The sequence below is a fragment of the Couchioplanes caeruleus genome (assembly GCF_023499255.1).
Lineage (GTDB): Bacteria > Actinomycetota > Actinomycetes > Mycobacteriales > Micromonosporaceae > Actinoplanes > Actinoplanes caeruleus_A.
In genome coordinates this window covers 915,688-931,971 of sequence record NZ_CP092183.1, presented here as the reverse complement: position 1 = coordinate 931,971, position 16,284 = coordinate 915,688, and the positions used below count along the sequence as shown (strand labels likewise).

At 71.3% G+C, this 16,284-nt stretch carries 17 protein-coding genes; 4 read left to right on the top strand and 13 right to left on the bottom strand.

Annotated elements, in window-relative coordinates:
* Window positions 1-3: 3 nt before the first annotated feature.
* The 5 genes from COUCH_RS04395 to COUCH_RS04375 all read right to left on the bottom strand — a co-directional run bounded on the left by COUCH_RS04395 (window position 4) and on the right by COUCH_RS04375 (window position 5,701).
* Window positions 4-1,341 (bottom strand): ABC transporter permease, encoded by a 1,338-nt coding sequence (locus COUCH_RS04395; RefSeq protein ID WP_430640882.1) that lies wholly within the window; start codon window positions 1,339-1,341, stop codon window positions 4-6.
* Window positions 1,338-2,933 carry an ABC transporter ATP-binding protein gene (locus tag COUCH_RS04390; protein ID WP_346015967.1) on the bottom strand — a complete coding sequence of 532 codons (1,596 nt, stop codon included), beginning with the start codon at window positions 2,931-2,933 and terminating at the stop codon, window positions 1,338-1,340. Before COUCH_RS04390 ends, COUCH_RS04395 begins: the two co-directional genes overlap by 4 nt.
* Window positions 2,934-3,110: 177 nt before the next feature.
* On the bottom strand, window positions 3,111-4,211 hold the full coding sequence (locus COUCH_RS04385) for a BMP family lipoprotein (RefSeq protein WP_249610812.1): 1,101 nt from the start codon (window positions 4,209-4,211) through the stop codon (window positions 3,111-3,113).
* A gap of 193 nt (window positions 4,212-4,404) precedes the next feature.
* A complete protein-coding gene (locus COUCH_RS04380; RefSeq protein WP_249610811.1) occupies window positions 4,405-4,686 on the bottom strand; it encodes an SCO4848 family membrane protein in 282 nt (93 codons plus the stop codon).
* A gap of 22 nt (window positions 4,687-4,708) precedes the next feature.
* Entirely contained in the window at window positions 4,709-5,701 is a 993-nt protein-coding gene (locus COUCH_RS04375; protein WP_249610810.1) for a hypothetical protein, read from the bottom strand.
* A gap of 97 nt (window positions 5,702-5,798) precedes the next feature.
* Here COUCH_RS04375 and COUCH_RS04370 point away from each other — a divergent pair, with 97 nt between their 5' ends.
* Window positions 5,799-6,386 carry a TetR/AcrR family transcriptional regulator gene (locus COUCH_RS04370; protein WP_249610809.1) on the top strand — a complete coding sequence of 196 codons (588 nt, stop codon included), beginning with the start codon at window positions 5,799-5,801 and terminating at the stop codon, window positions 6,384-6,386.
* Here the strand turns inward: COUCH_RS04370 and COUCH_RS04365 are convergent.
* Genes COUCH_RS04365 through trpS form a run of 4 tightly spaced genes read right to left on the bottom strand, consistent with a single transcriptional unit; the run spans window position 6,375 to window position 9,323 of the window.
* Window positions 6,375-6,779: a hypothetical protein gene (locus tag COUCH_RS04365; RefSeq protein ID WP_249610808.1), complete on the bottom strand. Its 405-nt coding sequence runs from the start codon at window positions 6,777-6,779 to the stop codon at window positions 6,375-6,377. The two genes, COUCH_RS04370 and COUCH_RS04365, sit on opposite strands and share 12 nt — an antisense overlap.
* A gap of 7 nt (window positions 6,780-6,786) precedes the next feature.
* Window positions 6,787-7,707 carry a YihY/virulence factor BrkB family protein gene (locus COUCH_RS04360; protein WP_249610807.1) on the bottom strand — a complete coding sequence of 307 codons (921 nt, stop codon included), beginning with the start codon at window positions 7,705-7,707 and terminating at the stop codon, window positions 6,787-6,789.
* A 36-nt stretch (window positions 7,708-7,743) separates the two neighbouring features.
* Window positions 7,744-8,292, bottom strand: a complete 549-nt coding sequence (locus COUCH_RS04355) for a 2'-5' RNA ligase family protein (RefSeq protein ID WP_249610806.1) — start codon at window positions 8,290-8,292, stop codon at window positions 7,744-7,746.
* A gap of 5 nt (window positions 8,293-8,297) precedes the next feature.
* Window positions 8,298-9,323, bottom strand: a complete 1,026-nt coding sequence (gene trpS / locus COUCH_RS04350) for a tryptophan--tRNA ligase (protein WP_249610805.1) — start codon at window positions 9,321-9,323, stop codon at window positions 8,298-8,300.
* A 134-nt stretch (window positions 9,324-9,457) separates the two neighbouring features.
* Between trpS and galE the strand changes: the two genes are divergently transcribed.
* Genes galE through COUCH_RS04335 form a run of 3 tightly spaced genes read left to right on the top strand, consistent with a single transcriptional unit; the run spans window position 9,458 to window position 11,822 of the window.
* A complete protein-coding gene (galE, locus tag COUCH_RS04345) occupies window positions 9,458-10,432 on the top strand; it encodes a UDP-glucose 4-epimerase GalE (RefSeq protein ID WP_249610804.1) in 975 nt (324 codons plus the stop codon).
* A gap of 13 nt (window positions 10,433-10,445) precedes the next feature.
* Window positions 10,446-11,588, top strand: coding sequence for a galactokinase (gene galK / locus COUCH_RS04340; RefSeq protein ID WP_249610803.1), 1,143 nt, complete (start codon window positions 10,446-10,448; stop codon window positions 11,586-11,588).
* Between the two features lie 39 nt (window positions 11,589-11,627).
* Window positions 11,628-11,822 carry a hypothetical protein gene (locus COUCH_RS04335; protein ID WP_249610802.1) on the top strand — a complete coding sequence of 65 codons (195 nt, stop codon included), beginning with the start codon at window positions 11,628-11,630 and terminating at the stop codon, window positions 11,820-11,822.
* Here COUCH_RS04335 and COUCH_RS04330 read toward each other — a convergent pair.
* From COUCH_RS04330 to COUCH_RS04315, 4 genes are all read right to left on the bottom strand, one after another.
* Window positions 11,819-12,730: a glycoside hydrolase family 43 protein gene (locus COUCH_RS04330; RefSeq protein ID WP_249610801.1), complete on the bottom strand. Its 912-nt coding sequence runs from the start codon at window positions 12,728-12,730 to the stop codon at window positions 11,819-11,821. The two genes, COUCH_RS04335 and COUCH_RS04330, sit on opposite strands and share 4 nt — an antisense overlap.
* A gap of 80 nt (window positions 12,731-12,810) precedes the next feature.
* Window positions 12,811-14,508 (bottom strand): family 43 glycosylhydrolase, encoded by a 1,698-nt coding sequence (locus COUCH_RS04325; protein WP_249610800.1) that lies wholly within the window; start codon window positions 14,506-14,508, stop codon window positions 12,811-12,813.
* A gap of 2 nt (window positions 14,509-14,510) precedes the next feature.
* On the bottom strand, window positions 14,511-15,338 hold the full coding sequence (locus COUCH_RS04320) for a carbohydrate ABC transporter permease (protein ID WP_249610799.1): 828 nt from the start codon (window positions 15,336-15,338) through the stop codon (window positions 14,511-14,513).
* Between the two features lie 4 nt (window positions 15,339-15,342).
* The gene (locus tag COUCH_RS04315; protein WP_249610798.1) at window positions 15,343-16,281 is read right to left on the bottom strand and encodes a carbohydrate ABC transporter permease; all 939 of its coding nucleotides are present in this window, start codon (window positions 16,279-16,281) and stop codon (window positions 15,343-15,345) included.
* Between the last annotated feature and the right edge of the window lie 3 nt (window positions 16,282-16,284).

Here is a 16,284-nt window from a genome sequence, read left to right as displayed (position 1 = left end):
CCGTCACCAGCCCTTCGCCATCGAGGCGCCGAGCCGCGCTGAGCGGGCGGCGCGCAGGTGGAAGATCGCCTTCACGAGAGCCGGTGCGGCGATGAAGATGACGATCAGAGCCTGGAGCACGGTGACGAGCTCCAGGGAGATGCCGGAGAACGACTGCATCCGGTTGCCGCCGGCGCGCAGCGCGCCGAACAGGATCGCGGCGAGCAGCGTCCCCCACGGCCGGTTGCGGCCGAGCAGCGCGACCAGCAGGCCGTCGAAGCCGATGTTGCCGGCGACCTGCGGGGTCAGCGCGTGCGCGGTGCCCAGCACCTGGGTGGCGCCGCCGAGCCCGGCCAGCCCACCGGCGGTCACCATGAGCAGCGTGTACGTCTTGGCGACGCTGATGCCGGCGGTCCGGGCGGCGGGCGGGTTGGCGCCGACCGCGCGCAGCTCGAAGCCGAACGCGGAGCGGTTCAGCAGCCAGGCGACCACGGCGGTGGCCAGCACGGCCAGCACGATGCCGAGGTTCGCCCGCAGCTCCCCGCCGAACGAGGACAGCTGCGCGGAGCCGTCCACCGTCTTGCTGATCGCGTCGCTGCGGCCGGGCTGCTGGATGCCCTTCTGCAGGATCAGCCAGCCGAGGAACAGGTTGGCCGTGTAGTTCAGCATGATCGTCACGATCACCTCGTGGGCGCCGGTCCGGGCCTTGAGGATGCCGGGCACGAAGCCCCAGAGCGCGCCGCCGAGCAGGCCGGCGGCCAGCGCCGCGATCAGGTGGATCACCGGCGGCAGCGGCAGGAAGAAGCCCGCCATCGCCGCGGTGATCGTGCCGACGACCGCCTGGCCCTGGCCGCCGATGTTGAACAGGCCGCCGCGGAACGCCAGCGCCACGGAGAGGCCGGTGAAGACCAGCGGGGCGGCGTACGTGAGGGTCTCGGAGATCGGGAAGAAGACCTGCCGCCACGTCCCGGTGCCGTTCGCCCACGCGGTGATCGTGGCGGGGTCGACGATCGCGCCCTTGAACAGGTCCGCGTACGCGTCGCTGACCACCGTCCAGCTGGCGTTGAACGCGTCGCTGGGCCGGGCGGTCAGGTAGCCGAAGGTATGGAGCACGTCGGGGTCCGACACGATGATGAAGATCGCGCCGATGACCAGCGCCAGCACGACCGAGAGCAGGGTCACCGTGACGGTGTTGGCCGCCCACAGGTTCTGCAGGAAGCGGTTCAGCAGGGTGTCGCCGTCGCCCGGCTCGGGCTGAGCCGGCTTCGCGCCCACCGGGCCCGGCGCGGCGGCGTCCGTGGCGCCGTCCGCGGCCGTCTCGTCGGCGATCTTGGGCGCGCCGACCGGTCCGTCGGTGGTCACTTCGTCCCCTTCTCTGCGGCCCCGTCGCCGGCCGCCGGCTTGTCGTCGTCGCCCCCGGCGGCCACGGCCCCTCCCGGCCCGGCGGAGTCCGGCTCCCCCACCGGCGCAACCGGCGCGGTGGCGGGCGTGGCAGGCGTGCCGCCGTCGGTGATGCCCGCCATCAGCAGGCCCAGCTCCTCGCGGGGCGTGTCCGGCGAGACGATGGCCAGGATCCGGCCGCGGTACATCACCGCGATCCGGTCCGCCAGCCCCACCACCTCGTCGAGCTCGCTGGAGATCACGAGGACCGCCGTGCCGACGTCGCGCTCGTGGACGATGCGGCCGTGGATGAACTCGATCGAGCCCACGTCGACGCCGCGGGTGGGCTGGGCGGCGATGAACAGGCGCAGCGGCCGGGACAGCTCACGGGCCACCACGACCTTCTGCTGGTTGCCGCCGGAGAGCGTGCTGACCGCCGCCTCGGCCGAGGACGTACGGATGTCGAACTGCTCGACGCGCTCGCGGGCCGCCGTCGCGACCGCACCCGGGTCGAGCCGGAAGGCGTTGCCGTACGGCGGCCGGTCGTACTGGTCGAGCACCAGGTTCTCGGCGACGGAGAACTCCTTGACCAGGCCGTCGTGGCTGCGGTCCTCGGGCACGTACCCGATGCCGGAGCGCAGGATGTGCTTGGTGCTCATGCCGATCAGGTCCTCGTTGTCGACCATGATCGACCCGGCGCTCGGCTCCCGCAGGCCCATCAGGGCCTCGACGAGCTCGGTCTGCCCGTTGCCCTGGACCCCGGCGACGCCGAGCACCTCGCCCGCACGTACGACCAGGTCGACGCCGTCGACGGCGCGTACGCCGCGCTCGTCCTCCACGACGAGCCCGCTGATCTTCAGGACCTCGCGGCCCGGCTCGGCGGGAGCCTTGTCGATGTCGAGGCTGACCGCGCGGCCGACCATGGTCGACGCCAGCTCCTCCTCGGAGGTCCGGGGGCTGACGGTCCCGACCGTACGCCCGCGCCGGATCACGGTGATCCGGTCGGCGATGGCCTTGACCTCTTTGAGCTTGTGGGTGATGAAGACGATCGACTTGCCCGCGTCGGACAGCCCGCGCATGACCTCGAGGAGCTCCTCGGTCTCCTGCGGGGTGAGCACCGCGGTCGGCTCGTCGAGGATCAGCAGGTCGACGTCGCGGGTGAGGGCCTTGACGATCTCCACGCGCTGCTGCGCGCCGACCGGCAGGTTCTCGACCAGGGCGTCGGGGTCGACGGGCAGGCCGTACCGTTCGGAGACCTCGAGCACCTCGCGGCGGGCGCGGCGGCGGTCGAGGAAGCCGGCGCGGGTCTTCTCCGCGCCCAGCGCGATGTTCTCCGCGACGGTGAAGACGGGCACCAGCATGAAGTGCTGGTGGACCATGCCGATGCCGGCGGCGATGGCGTCGCGGGGGCTGCGGAAGGTCCGCGCCGCGCCGTCGACCACGATCTCGCCCTCGTCCGGCTGCAGCAGGCCGTAGAGCTGGTTCATCAGGGTGGACTTGCCCGCGCCGTTCTCACCGAGCAGGGCGTGGACCTCACCGGGTTCGACGGTGAGGTCGATGTGGTCGTTGGCCACCAGGTCGCCGAAGCGCTTGGTGATGCCGCGCAGCTCGAGTCTCAGCGGAATCTCCTGCAGACGAGGGACGAATGGTGGCGACGCGAGGGACGTTATAACAGCCCGAGCAGAGCCGCCGCGCAGGCCACGGGTCCTCCCCGCGGCCGCGCGGCGGCCGGATCATCGATCAGCTACGGGTCACTTCGGCGCGTTCGGCGACTCGACCTTGACCTTGCCCGCGATGATGTCCTGCTTGAGCTGGTCGACCTCGGACTTGAGGCCCGAGTCGACCTTGCTGTCGAACTTGTTGTACGGCGCGAGCGAGACGCCGTCGTTCTCGAGCTTGCCCAGGTAGCCCGGGGTGGCCGCGAGGGGCTTGCCCGCCGCGCCGTCGGACACGGCCTGCTTCACGGCGTCGTTGATGTTCTTGACGACCGTGGTCAGGAAGACGTCGCAGTACTGCTCGGCGCTCTTGCAGCCGTCCTGGTCGACCCAGATGACGGAGACCTTGCCGTTGGACGCCTTGGCGACGTCCGCGGTGCCCAGGCCCGTGCCGCCGGCCACCGGCATGATCACGTCGGCGCCCTGGGCGACGAACGTGTTGGTGATCGACTTGCCCTTGTTCTGGTCGCCGAAGTTCTCCGCGAAGGTGCCGTTCTGCTTGGCCTTGTCCCAGCCGAGCACCTGCACGTTCTTCTTCTTCTGTTCGTTGTAGTACTTCACGCCGTCGGCGAAGCCGTCCATGAAGACGGTGACCGGCGGGATCTTCAGGCCGCCGTACGTGGCGACCTTGCCGGACTTGGAGTAGCCCGCGGCGAGGTAGCCGGCCAGGAACGCGGCCTCGTCGGTGGCGAACTGCATCGGGAACACGTTGGTCGCGTCCTGGACGCTGCTGTCGACGATGCCGAACTGCTGGCTCTTGTTCTCCGCCGCGACCTTCTTGGTGGCGTCGCCCATGAGGCCGCCGACCGCGAGGATGAAGTTGCACTTCTGCGTCACGAACTGGCGCAGGTTGGGCTCGTAGTCGGCCTCGGCCGTCGACGCCACGTACTTCGGCTCGACGTTGCTCTGGGCCTCCTTGGCGGCCTGCATGCCGGCCCACGCCGAGGCGTTGAACGACCGGTCGTCGATGCCGCCGGTGTCGGTGACCATGCACGCCTTGTATGTCGCGGCGGCGGCGCCGCTGGCGCCCGAGCCGCTCGGGGTCTCAGCAGGGGCGTCGCCACAGGCCGCGGCGGCGAGCGTCAGCCCACCCGCCGCGAGAATCGCAACGATTCGGGTCCCACGTACTGGGCGCAACACGCCCTCCTTCCACAGCGCACCCGCACTTCGCGGCGCGTCTCAGGTCGGGAGCGTAGCCGCAGGCCACGGCGACGGCAGGAAATCCGCCGGACTGTTGGCGCACCGTTACCTGGCCGCAATCGCGGCCGCGACTGAACGACGCCTCAGGTGCCGAAGCGAGGTAATTGCCCGGATATCGGGAAGCCGACCGTCAATTTTTCGGCTGATCGGCCCCCGCGACCACGGAATCTTCGGCGATCGATGTCTGGCGGGACGCGGCTCGCCACCCGCGGACGCCGAGCACCCCGACCACCGTCCCGATGGCGAGCGAGGCGGCGATCAGCGCCGCGTGGACCGTCAGGAAGGACGTCGGCCGGCCGTCGGCGAAGGACCGGTCGTCCTTGTAGATCGCCAGACCGAACCGGGGCCAGATGAGCCAGGTCCAGACACCGACCGTCACCAGGAAGGCGGACCACCGCCGGGAGAGCACCACCGGCAAAGTATGCGCGCCCCGCTCAGCCGGCCAGCGCCGGCTCGGGCCGCGCCTCGGCCTCCGCGACCTCAGCCGTGGCCCGCTGCGTGCCGCGCCGACCGGCCGCCACCAGGACGAGGCCCCCGATCGCGTACGCGGCCAGCACCCAGAGAGCCGCCGCGCTGCCGTGGCCGTCGAAGTACGCGACCGAGCGCAGCAGCGTCGCACCCGCACCGACCGGCAGGAACTGCCCGACGGCCCCCCACGGTTGCGGCAGCAGCTCGGGCGCCGAGGCGACGCCCGACAGCGCGTTGCCGACGAGGAACATCGTCGCCGCACCGAGGGCCACACCGGCCTTACCGGCCACCGCACCGAGCCCGGCCACCGCGGCGGACACGGCGAGCGCGAACAGTGCCAGCACCGCGGCGACGGCGAGGTAGCCGCCGGGAACGACATCGAGCCAGTACTGCTGGACGGAAGCGCCGCCGAGGCCGGCGAGCACGGCGAACGTGCCGAGCCCGGCCAGGCGCGCACCCGGCCGCTTCACCAGCAGGAACGTCAGCACGCCGGCGACCAGGGCGGTGATGGCCAAGGGCAGGAACCCGGCGCCGAATCCGGCACCCCTCGGGTCGCCGGAGTGGGTGGGCACGACGTCGACCACGGGCACCGGGCGGCCCTGGCCGAGCCCGGCGGTCGCCTGGGTGAGCAGCGTGGCCACGGTCGGGCTCGCGGCGGACGCGACGTGCAGGGCCGGCCCGTCGGCGCCGAGCACGATCGCGCCGTAGACCTCACGGTCGCGGATCGCGGCGTCGGGGTCGGCGACGACGCGGACGTCGAAGGCACCCGGGTGGGACCCGGCCAGCCGGGCGGCGAGCTGGTCGGCCGCGGGCACCGGACCGGCAACGGCAATGGGCAGGTCGCGGGGCGCGAGGTTGGCGGCGGGGCCGGCGAAGAGCGGCACCAGCAGGGCTTGCAACGCGACGACCACGACGGCGAGGGCCACGGCGAGCGCTGCCGGGTGCGAGGGCCTGGACATGAGTCTCCCTAAAACGAATGCTCGTTCTCTTTAGTTGACAGCGTGCGCCCGTTGCGCCGGTTCGTCAAGAACGAGCGTTCGTTTTAGACTGTGCCGCGTGCCACGCGTCTCCGAAGAGCACCTCACCGCCCGCCGCGAGCAGATCCTCGCGGCGGCTCGCGCCTGCTTCTTGCGCCGCGGCCTGCACAACACGTCCATGCAGGACCTCATCCAGGAGGCCGGCCTCTCGGTGGGCGCGGTCTACCGCTACTTCAAGTCGAAGAACGAGATCATCAACGCGATCTCGCAGACCGTGGCCGGCGGCCTGGCGGCGGTCCTGACGGAGATCGCCGCCGAGGAGGACCTGAGCCTCGTCGACTCGCTCTCCCGGGTCCTGGACGTCATCGACGAGCAGGTCGCCCCGGGCGGCAACTTCCCCCTGGCGATCCAGGTGTGGAGCGAGGCGACGCTGGATCCCGCCATCGCGGCCATCGTCCGCGAGCGCTACCTCGAGCTGCGCCAGCCGTTCCGGGTCATTGCGAAGCGGGCGGCCGCGCGCGGCGAGCTGGCCGCGGACGCGGATCCCGAGGCGGTGGCGGCCACTCTCTTCGGCTTCATCCCGGCCTATGCGACCCAGCGCCAGCTCGTCGGCTCGCCGGACAAGGAGACGTTCCTCAGCGGCGTACGGGCGCTGCTAACCCGCTGAGGTCAGCTTCGCGGCGATGCGGGCGAACCCGGCGCGGACCTCGGCCTCGGTGGGCGGGCGGCCGGGGGTCGTCCGGCGCGGCTGGTCCCGGTCGAAGGTCTGCGCCTCGAGGTCGTCGGTGCTGGCGTCGTGCGGCGCGCCGGACTTGGCCAGCGCCACCTCGTCGCGGATCGCCTCGGCGTCGGCCAGCGGGAGCAGCGGCTCCACCACGGCCATGAGATCCTCGTCGGCGACCACGGCCTGGGCCAGGGCGAGGGCGTGCGGGCGCTCGTACGGCCCGCAGACCAGCGGTTCCCACTCCTCGTCGTCGCCGAGCGCACCGATGGTGATGATCCACGGCAGGTTCGCCACCGGCGAGTCCGGCGGCAGGTGCAGCGTCACGAGTGTGCCCACGCGCTCATCATTCCGGGCGGTGGTGCCGAATCCAGGTATTTTGCCCCACCGGGGCAGTTTTATCGTCAGCCGACAGGTCGACGACGCGTCCGTGCGGGCTGGTCGCCGCCCACGCCGCCCCGAACAGCAGGATCTGGTTGAAGACATAGAGGTAGACCAGCAGCCCGACGGCGCTGGCGACCAGGCCGTACGCCGGGTTGCGCTGGATCAGCCCGACGAACGACTTGCCCACGGTGTTGAGCAGGTAGATGCCGACGCCGACCTGCAGCACGGGCGGGGCCATCCGCCGGGCGGTCATCCGCAGCCGGGGCACCGCGGCGAGCAGCGCGGCCGCCAGCAGCATGTTGATCCCGATCGTCAGCACGGTGCTGATGATCGACAGCAGCAGGTTGGCCCTGCCGTCGGAGATCCAGTCGAGCAGGGACTCCAGGCCGTACACGGCCCCGACCGAGATGCTCAGCAGCAGGAGGATGCCGAGCAGGACGAGCAGGTCGACGGCCTGCCGGATGCCGATGTAGCCGGGCTGCTCGTTGAGCCGCCAGATCAGCCGTTGCGAGGAGCGGATCGCCTCGACCCAGCCGATGCCGGTGAAGACCAGGCCGACCAGGCCGACGATGCCGACCGTACGGCCGCTGGCCAGGATCGCCTCGACGTCCAGGAACGGCAGGTTCTCGTCGAGGAAGTCCTGCACGATCTCGAAGAGGCGGACGTTGTTGTCGATGAGCACGCCGAAGATCGAGTAGCCGATCAGCGCCAGCGCGAAGACGGCGAAGAACCCGTAGTAGGCGATGGCCGCGGCGAGGCGTCCGCCCAGCACCTCGTCGTACCGCAGCGCCGCCCGGCACAGGTGGTCGAAGTACCGGGAGCGGTGCCGCAGGGCCATGATCCGTGCCTCGACCGCCGCGTACGCCCGGTCGATGGCGTTCACGCGGGAGACCGTACCCAATGGAACCGGGAAGTAGCGCTAACCACCGAGCTTGTAGTCGCGGCGGCGCTGCCAGGGGCCCTCGCCGCCGGCGGAGAGGTCGTGCGAGAACAGCGTGAACGCCGGCACGTCGAAGCGGGCGTCGAAGTCGGCCAGGTCGTCGAAGACCGCGTCGAGGGCGGCGCTCGGCACGTCCTGGGCGACGGTCACGTGCGGGTGGTACGGGAACCGGGCGTCGCGGTGCACCCCGTCGGCGGCGGCGATGGCGGCGGCGAGCAGCTCGCACTCGCTGATGCCGACCGCGAGCGTCACGAACACGACCTCGGTGACCGGCCGGAACGTGCCGGTGCCGCGCAGGTGGATGGTGAACGGCTGCTGCGCCGCGGCGATCTTCTCCAGCTGCCGCTCGATGCCGGGCAGCTCCGCGCTGGCCACCTCGGTCGGGCCGAGCAGCGTGACGTGCGCCGGCGTGTACGCCGCCTGCGGGTCGCCCGCCTCGTGCCGGCGCCGGGTGAGCTGGGCGCCCCACGGCGGCGGGATGTCGATCGCGACCCCGATCCGGGTCGTGGCCGCGTCCGTCTGCGCCACCGGTGTCAGGCTCCGCGGAACGGGCTCAGGAACCCGATGTTCTGGTACGCCTGGGCCAGCGTGACCGCGGAGACGGCCCGCGCCTTGTCCGCGCCGATCGCCAGCACCTTGTCGAGGTAGCCCGGGTCTTCGAGGTACGTGCGGGTGCGCTCCTGGATCGGCTTGACGAACTCCACGACGATCTCGGCGAGGTCCTTCTTGAGGTCGCCGTAGCCACGGCCGTCGTACTGCTCGAGCAGCTCGTCTATGGTCCGCCCGGTGAGCGCCGCGTAGATGGTCAGCAGGTTGCTGATGCCGGGCTTGTTCTCCTCGTCGTAGAGGATCTCCCGGCCGGTGTCGGTGACCGCCGACTTGATCTTCTTCGCCGACCGGGACGGCTCCTCGAGCAGCTCGATGATGCCGTTGGGCGAGGACGCCGACTTGCTCATCTTCGACGTCGGGTCCTGCAGGTCGGTGATCTTCGCGGTGTCGCGAACGATGTACGGCGACGGCACGGTGAACGTCGGCCCGAAGCGGGTGTTGAAGCGCTGCGCGAGGTCGCGGGTGAGCTCGAGGTGCTGGCGCTGGTCCTCGCCGACCGGCACGGCGTCGGCCTGGTAGAGCAGGATGTCCGCGGCCTGCAGGATCGGGTACGTGAAAAGGCCGACGCTGGTGGTGTCGGAGCCCTGCTTCGCCGACTTGTCCTTGAACTGCACCATGCGCCCGGCCTCGCCGAAGCCGGTGATGCAGCTCAGCACCCACGCGAGCTGGGCGTGCTCGGGCACGTGCGACTGCACGAAGAGCGTGCAGCGCTCCGGGTCGAGCCCGAGGGCGAGCAGCTGGGCCACCGACAGCCGGGTCCGGTTCCGCAGGGCCACCGGGTCGTGCCCGGCGGTGATCGCGTGCAGGTCGACGACGCAGTAGAACGCATCCGCCGTCTCCTGCATGGCCACCCAGTTGCGGACCGCGCCGAGATAGTTTCCCAGGTGGAAGGAGTCGGCGGTCGGCTGGATGCCGGAGAGCACCCGGGGACGGCGGTCGGCGTCGGACATGAGCGCCATTGTGTCAGTTCCGCCGGGACCGTCAAACGCCCCTCCCGGCCCCCGGACGATGTTCGATCATGTTGACTTATGAGCGTTCTTGGGGAACGCTGGACGGTGGTTCGTCCGCTACGAAAGGTCGTGTGGTGAAACTTCTGGTCACCGGGGGCGCGGGATACATCGGCAGCGTCACCAGCCGCCTGCTGCTCGACGCCGGTCACGAGGTCGTCGTCCTGGACAACCTCAGCAATGGCTTCCGCGACGCGGTCGCCCCGGGCGCGACCTTCGTGGAGGCGGACATCGCGGACGCCGCATCGGTGCTCACCCCGGACGCGGGCTTCGACGCGGTGCTGCACTTCGCGGGCCTCATCCAGGCCGGCGAGTCCATGGTCCGGCCGGAGCTCTACTGGGACCACAACGTCCGCCGGTCGCTCGCGCTGCTGGAGGCCGTCCGCGCGGCCGGGGTGCCGCGGTTCGTCTTCTCCTCGACGGCCGCCGTCTACGGCAACCCCACCGAGCTGCCGATCACGGAGGAAGCCACCAAGGCCCCGACCAACACGTACGGCGCCACCAAGCTGAGCTTCGACTACGCGCTGACCTCCGAGGCGTTCGCGCACGGGCTGGCCGCGGTGTCGCTGCGCTACTTCAACGTGGCCGGTGCCCTCATCCGCGAGGACGGGGCCGCCGGCGAGCGGCACGACCCGGAGACCCACATCATCCCGATCACGCTGCAGGTGGCCGCGGGCAAGCGGGAGAAGCTGCAGCTGTTCGGCGACGACTACCCCACGGCCGACGGCACCTGTGTGCGCGACTACATCCACGTGCACGACCTCGCCCGGGCCCACCTGCTCGCGATCGACGGCGCCACCGGCGGCCGGCACAAGATCTACAACCTGGGCAACGGCAACGGGTTCTCCAACCGCCAGGTGGTCGAGGCCGCCCGCGAGGTCACCGGCGCCGAGCTGCCCGTCGAGGTCGCACCGCGGCGCGAGGGCGACCCTGCCACGCTGGTCGCCTCGTCCCAGCGCGCCCGCGACGAGCTGGGCTGGGTGCCGGAGAAGCCGACGCTGACGGAGATGATCGGCGACGCCTGGGAGTTCTACCGCACCCACGTCGCGTGATCTGATCATCGTCATGACTGTCGCGTCCTCGGCCGCAGCGGCCTTCGAGTCCACCTTCGGCAGCGAGCCCACCGGTCTGTGGGCGGCGCCCGGCCGGGTCAACCTGATCGGCGAGCACACCGACTACAACGACGGCTTCGTGCTGCCGTTCGCGCTGCCGCAGCAGGTGGTGGCGGCCGCGGCAGTGCAGGACGGCTCCGGCTGGACGGTCTGCTCCGACTTCGCCCCGGAGCCGGTGACGTTCGCGTCGTCGGAGCCGGGCGAGGTCAAGGACTGGGCGGCGTACGTCGCGGGCGTCGTCTGGGCGCTGCAGGAGGCGGGCTTCGACGTGCCGCCGGCCCGCATCGCGCTCGCCTCGGACGTGCCCGTCGGCGCCGGCGTCTCCTCCTCGGCCGCGCTGGAGTCGGCGGTCCTCACCGCCCTGGCCGACCTGGGCAGCCTGGACCTGCCCGTGGCGAAGCGGCCTGCGCTCGCGCAGCGCGCCGAGAACGTCTACGTCGGCGCGCCGACCGGGATCATGGACCAGTCGGCCTCGATCCGTTGCGAGGAGGGCCGGGCGCTGTTCCTGGACTGCCGCTCGCTGGAGGTCGAGCAGATCCCGTTCGACCTGGCGGCCGAGGGGCTGGCCATCCTCATCATCAACAGCAACGCGCCGCATCAGCACGTCGACGGCGAGTACGGCGCCCGCCGCAGGTCGTGCGAGGAGGCAGCCCGGATCCTCGGCGTACCGGCCCTGCGCGACGTGGCGGTCGACGGGCTCGACGCGGCGCTCGCGAAGCTCGACGACGAGGTGATGCGCCGCCGGGTGCGCCACATCGTCACCGAGAACCAGCGGGTGCTCGACACCGTGGACCTGCTCCGCTCGGGCCGCATCCGCGAGATCGGCCCGCTGATGACCGCCTCGCACGCCTCGATGCGCGACGACTTCGAGATCACCGTCGCCGAGGTGGACGTGGCGGTCGAGGCGGCGCTGGCCGCGGGCGCGTACGGGGCCCGGATGACCGGCGGCGGCTTCGGCGGCTGCGTGCTGGCGCTCATCGACGAGGACCGGGCCGACGCCACCGCGGTCGCCGTCGAACGGGCGTACGCGGTCCGCGGGTTCACCGCGCCGACCACCTGGTCGGCCGTGCCCGGCCCGGGCGCCCGCCGCCTCTGACGGCGCATATCCGCCCGTCCCGCCGGGTAAGCGCAGGGCATGACAGACGCATCGGAAGAGCACCGGCCGAACGAGTACGGCTTCTCCGGCGGCGCCACCGCGCCCGAGCCCGAGCCCCGGTCCGAGCGGGCCGACGACGTCGACGGCGAGGCCATCGCGGTGCCGGCGGGCGACATCACGGGCGCGGTCAGCCACGCGATCGAGGACGCGACCACCCGCGACGACGAGCGCTAACGCGGCACGGGCTGCGGGTCAGCGGTCGGCCCCTGCACCGCGGGCCGGCCGCCGGCCCAGTCCACCCGGTCGAGCCACAGCTGCCGGCCGGGCGCGACGCTGCCGATCGCCTCGGGCGGCCACGCGTGGTAGAGCAGCCACGTCTCGCCGGCCGGGGTGGTGACCAGGAAGCTGTGACCCGGTCCCGCCGCCGCGGGCGAGGACTTGAGGATCGGGTTCTCGGCGGCCTTGCGGCACGGGCCGAGGGGGCCGTCGCACTCGGCGTAGCCCATCGCGTACACGTCCCGGTCGAAGGCGTTCGCCGAGTAGAACAGGTAGAGCCGGCCGTCGTGGGCGACCATCTGCGGCGCCTCGATGACGTGGTCCTCCCACGCCGCGTCGTTGACGAGCAGCTTGACCGTCTTGCCGGTGAGCGAGCGTCCGTCCGCGGCGAGGCCGCTGCCGTAGAGGTACGTGGGCTGCCCGATCGCGTTGCCGTCGTTCTTCCAGTAGAGGTAGAGGTCGCCGCCGGCGTCCCTGTACGGGCTGGCGTCGATCGAACCGCCCTCGTCGACCTGGCAGATCAGCGGCTCGGCGCGGTCGTCGACGAACGGGCCCTGCGGGGTCTTCGAGAACGCGACCCCGATGCACTGCCGCCCGGCCGCCGTGGACCGGGCGGTGTAGTAGAGCAGGTAGCCGCCGTCCCCGGCGATGACCTCGGGCGCCCACGTGTTGCCGCGCTCGGCCCACTTGCCGACCTCGGGCAGCGCGTCGCCGGCCGGCGTCCACGTGACCAGGTCCGGCGAGGTCAGGATGGGCACGTTCGCGGTGGTGTTGTTGGTGCCGTACGCGTACCAGGTACCGTCCGCCAGGATCGCCCCCGGGTCGGGGAAGTTCTCCATGAAGACGGGGTTGGTGAAGGTCTTCACGACGGGCTCCGCTCTCGGGGGGTCCTCCTGACCGCTGCACGCGGCCAGGAGGGCCACGGACACCAGCACTGCGCCGATTCTCACCACCGGCTGAACCGGAGGTAGTCGAACGACGCGGTGACCGCGGGCGTCGCGCCGCCGTGGGCGACGAGCCCGATGCGCGGGGTGGTGTCCGCGGGCAGCGTCCAGACCCCGCTCCACGTCCACGTACGCCCGTCCCGGCTGACCCCGGCCCGGTACTCGTGCTCGCCGTTGCGCGGGTCGACGTGGTGGGCCAGGCGCAGCCAGGTGGTGGTCAGGCCGGGGGTGCCCGCGATGGTCCCGCCGTACGAGGTGATGCCCGCGTACGGGATCTCGTGGCCGAACTCGACCTGCCGGGTGTTCCAGATGGCCACCGCCGAGAGCCGGGCGAACTGGTCGTCCCCGGCGTACGCGATCAGCCCCGCCTGCTGATAGTTGCGCACGGTGTCCTCACCCAGCGGGAGTGTCAGCTTCGTCTCGGCGATCCAGCTGCCCGGCGGCGGGGTGCGCAGCAGCACCCCGGCGTTGTTGGACGTGCCGGTCAGGTCGGCGTTCTGCACCGGCCAGCGCAGCTGCCCACCGGAGATCGTCACCGCAGGGTCCGGCCGCACCCAGGTCCAGCCGGGCGCCGACCCGCCGAACTCGTCGGAGTAGGCGGCCAGCGGCCGGCCCGGCCGCGGCTCGCGGGCCGTGCCGGAGTCGCGACCGTCGGAGGCCCACGCCCCGGCCCGGACGGTCGGCCAGCCACCGATCCAGTCGAGCCGGTCGACGAGCATGGGCCGCTCGTTGATCCCGAACGGCTCGTCCAGGTACGGGTCCCCGCGGTCGATCGCGTGGTAGACCAGCCAGTCCTGTCCCCGCGCGTCCGTGACGAGCCCGTTGTGGCCGGTGCCGACCCAGCGGTTGCCGTTCGGCGCGATGACCGGGGTCCCGCCGGCCCGGGACACGTTCAGCGACTGCCCGAGCTTGTCCACGAAGGGGCCGCGCGGGTCCCGCGAGCGTCCCGCCGACACCGAGTAGCCGGTGGTGGGCCCGGCGCAGCAGTTGGCCGACGAGGCGAACAGGTAGTACCAGCCGTTGCGCCGGACCACGTACGCGCCCTCGAACTTGTTGTCGATCGCCACCCGCGTGGGCGTGCCGACGGTCCGCAGCCCGTCCGCGGTCAGCCGGCTCACCCAGATGCCGCCGAAGTAGCTGCCGTAGTACAGGAACTTGCGGCCGTCCGGGGTGACGAGTTGCGCCGGGTCGAACGTCCACCACCAGCCGCCGTCGCCGCTGGGCCGGGGCGCGACGACCGGCGTGTCCACGAAGGTCCACGGCCCGGCCGGGGTGGGCGCGGTGGCCGCACCGATCGCCGAGGCGCCGGGCGCGACCGTGGTCTCGGTGACGGTCACGTACATGACCCAGTGCGTGCCGACCTTGCGGACGTCCGGCGCCCAGTACGCGGTGTTCTCCGCGGCGAAGGCGGGACGCTGCCCGGGCCCGAACGCGTCACCCACGTACGCCCAGTGCTTGAGGTCCTTCGAGCGCGCGGTGGGGATCCGGTGCGCGACCTTCTCGCCCTCGCGCAGCGGATCCGTGGTGGCGTACGCGTACCAGAATCCGTCGTCGCCACGGACGACCATCGGGTCGGCGAACGTGTCCGCGAAGCTCGCGGACACCGGGTTGTGCGCTGGGCCCACCGGCCCGCCGGCCTGCGCGGCGGCGGGGGTGAGCAGGACGAGTGCCGCGACGAGCGCGGCGGTGAGCCGTCGCATGGTCAGCCTTTCAGTCCGGACCGGGAGACGCCCTCGATGATGTAGCGCTGCGCGACCACGAACAGGATCAGCACCGGGATGCTGGCCAGGCTCGCGCCCGCCATGATCACCGGGTAGTTGATGTTGTAGGCGCCCTGCAGCGTGCCGAGGCCCGGCGGCAGCGTGAAGTTCTCCGGGCTGAACAGCACGTAGACCGGCCAGATGAAGTCGTTCCAGTTGGTCAGGAACGCGATCACCGCGAGCGTGGCCAGCGCCGGCTTCGACAGCGGCAGGATCACCTTGGTGAAGATCTGCCACGAGTTCGCGCCCTCCAGCACCGCGGCCTCCTCCAGCTCGCGGGGCAGTCCGAGGAAGAACTGCCGGAGGAAGAAGACGCCGAACGCGCTGGCCGCACCCGGAATGATCAGCCCCCACAGGCTGTCGAGCCAGCCCAGCCGGTCGATGATGAGGAAGTTCGGGATGATCAGGGTGAAGATCGGTACGAACATCGTCGCGATGATCATGCTGAACACGATCTTCTTGCCGCGGAAGTCCATCCGGGCCAGCGCGTACGCCGCCATCGACGCCACCACGAGCACGAGCAGCGCCTGACCGGAGGCGGCCAGCAGGCTGTTGAGGAACCAGCGCAGCACCGGCGTCTGCGAGTCACCGCCGAACAGCGTGTCGTACGCGCTCGTCGTCGGGTCCTGCGGGAGCAGCGTCGGCGGCACCCGGGTGGCCTCGTCCGGGGTCTTGAACGAGGTGATGAGCATCCAGACCACCGGGGCGATGAAGACCAGGCTCAGCCCGCTCAGCATCGTGTACCAGGCGATACCTCTGACTCGGCCCATGCCCTCAGTCCTTCGTCCGGAAGAGACGGAACGTCACCATGCTGATCAGCAGCAGCGCCAGCGTGAGCAGGTAACTCATCGCGGCGGCGCTGCCCATCCGGTAGCTGCGCAGGCCCTCCTCGGCGATGTACATGATCGCCGTACGGGTCTCCACGCCCGGCGCGCCCTGGGTGATCAGGTACGCCTGGCCGAACATGTTGCTCGACGCCAGGATCGTGTTGATCACGACGAACAGCAGCACCGGCCGCAGCCCGGGCAGCGTGACGTGGCGGAACTCCGCCCAGCGGCCGGCGCCGTCCACCTTGGCCGCGTCGTACAGCTCACGCGGGATGTCCTGCAGGCCGGCGATGTAGATGACCGCGTTGAAGCCCAGCGTCCACCACACCGTGACGCCGACCAGCGACACCCACGCCCACGGCAGCCCGGTGGTCCACGCCGTCGAGTCCGGCAGCCCGATCGCGCCGAGCAGCGCGTTCACGGCGCCGAGGTTCGGGTCCAGCAGGAAGCGCCACAGCACGCCGATCACCGCGACGCCCAGCACGTACGGCGCGAAGTACACGGCGCGGAAGACCGTACGGCCCTTGAACGAGCGGTTGAGGATCAGCGCGATGCCCAGCGGGACCGCCACCAGCAACGGCACGCTGAACACCGTGAAGACGCCGGTGGCCTGCATGCTCTGCCAGAAGAAGTCGAACACCGGCGACGTGCTGCTGAACAGCGCCTTGTAGTTGTCCAGCCCCACGAACGGCTTGCCCGGCAGCAGGTAGTCCCAGTCGTGCAGGCTGATCCACAGCCCGTACGCCGCCGGCGCGAGCGTGAACGTGAGGAACAGCAGCGCGTACGGCGCCAGGAACAGGTACGGGGTCAGGCCGGGCCCCCGCCTCGGCGCCGCCGCCACGGGCGCCGAGGTCGAGGTGGTGGCCTCCGCCAGCACGTCCACCATGGC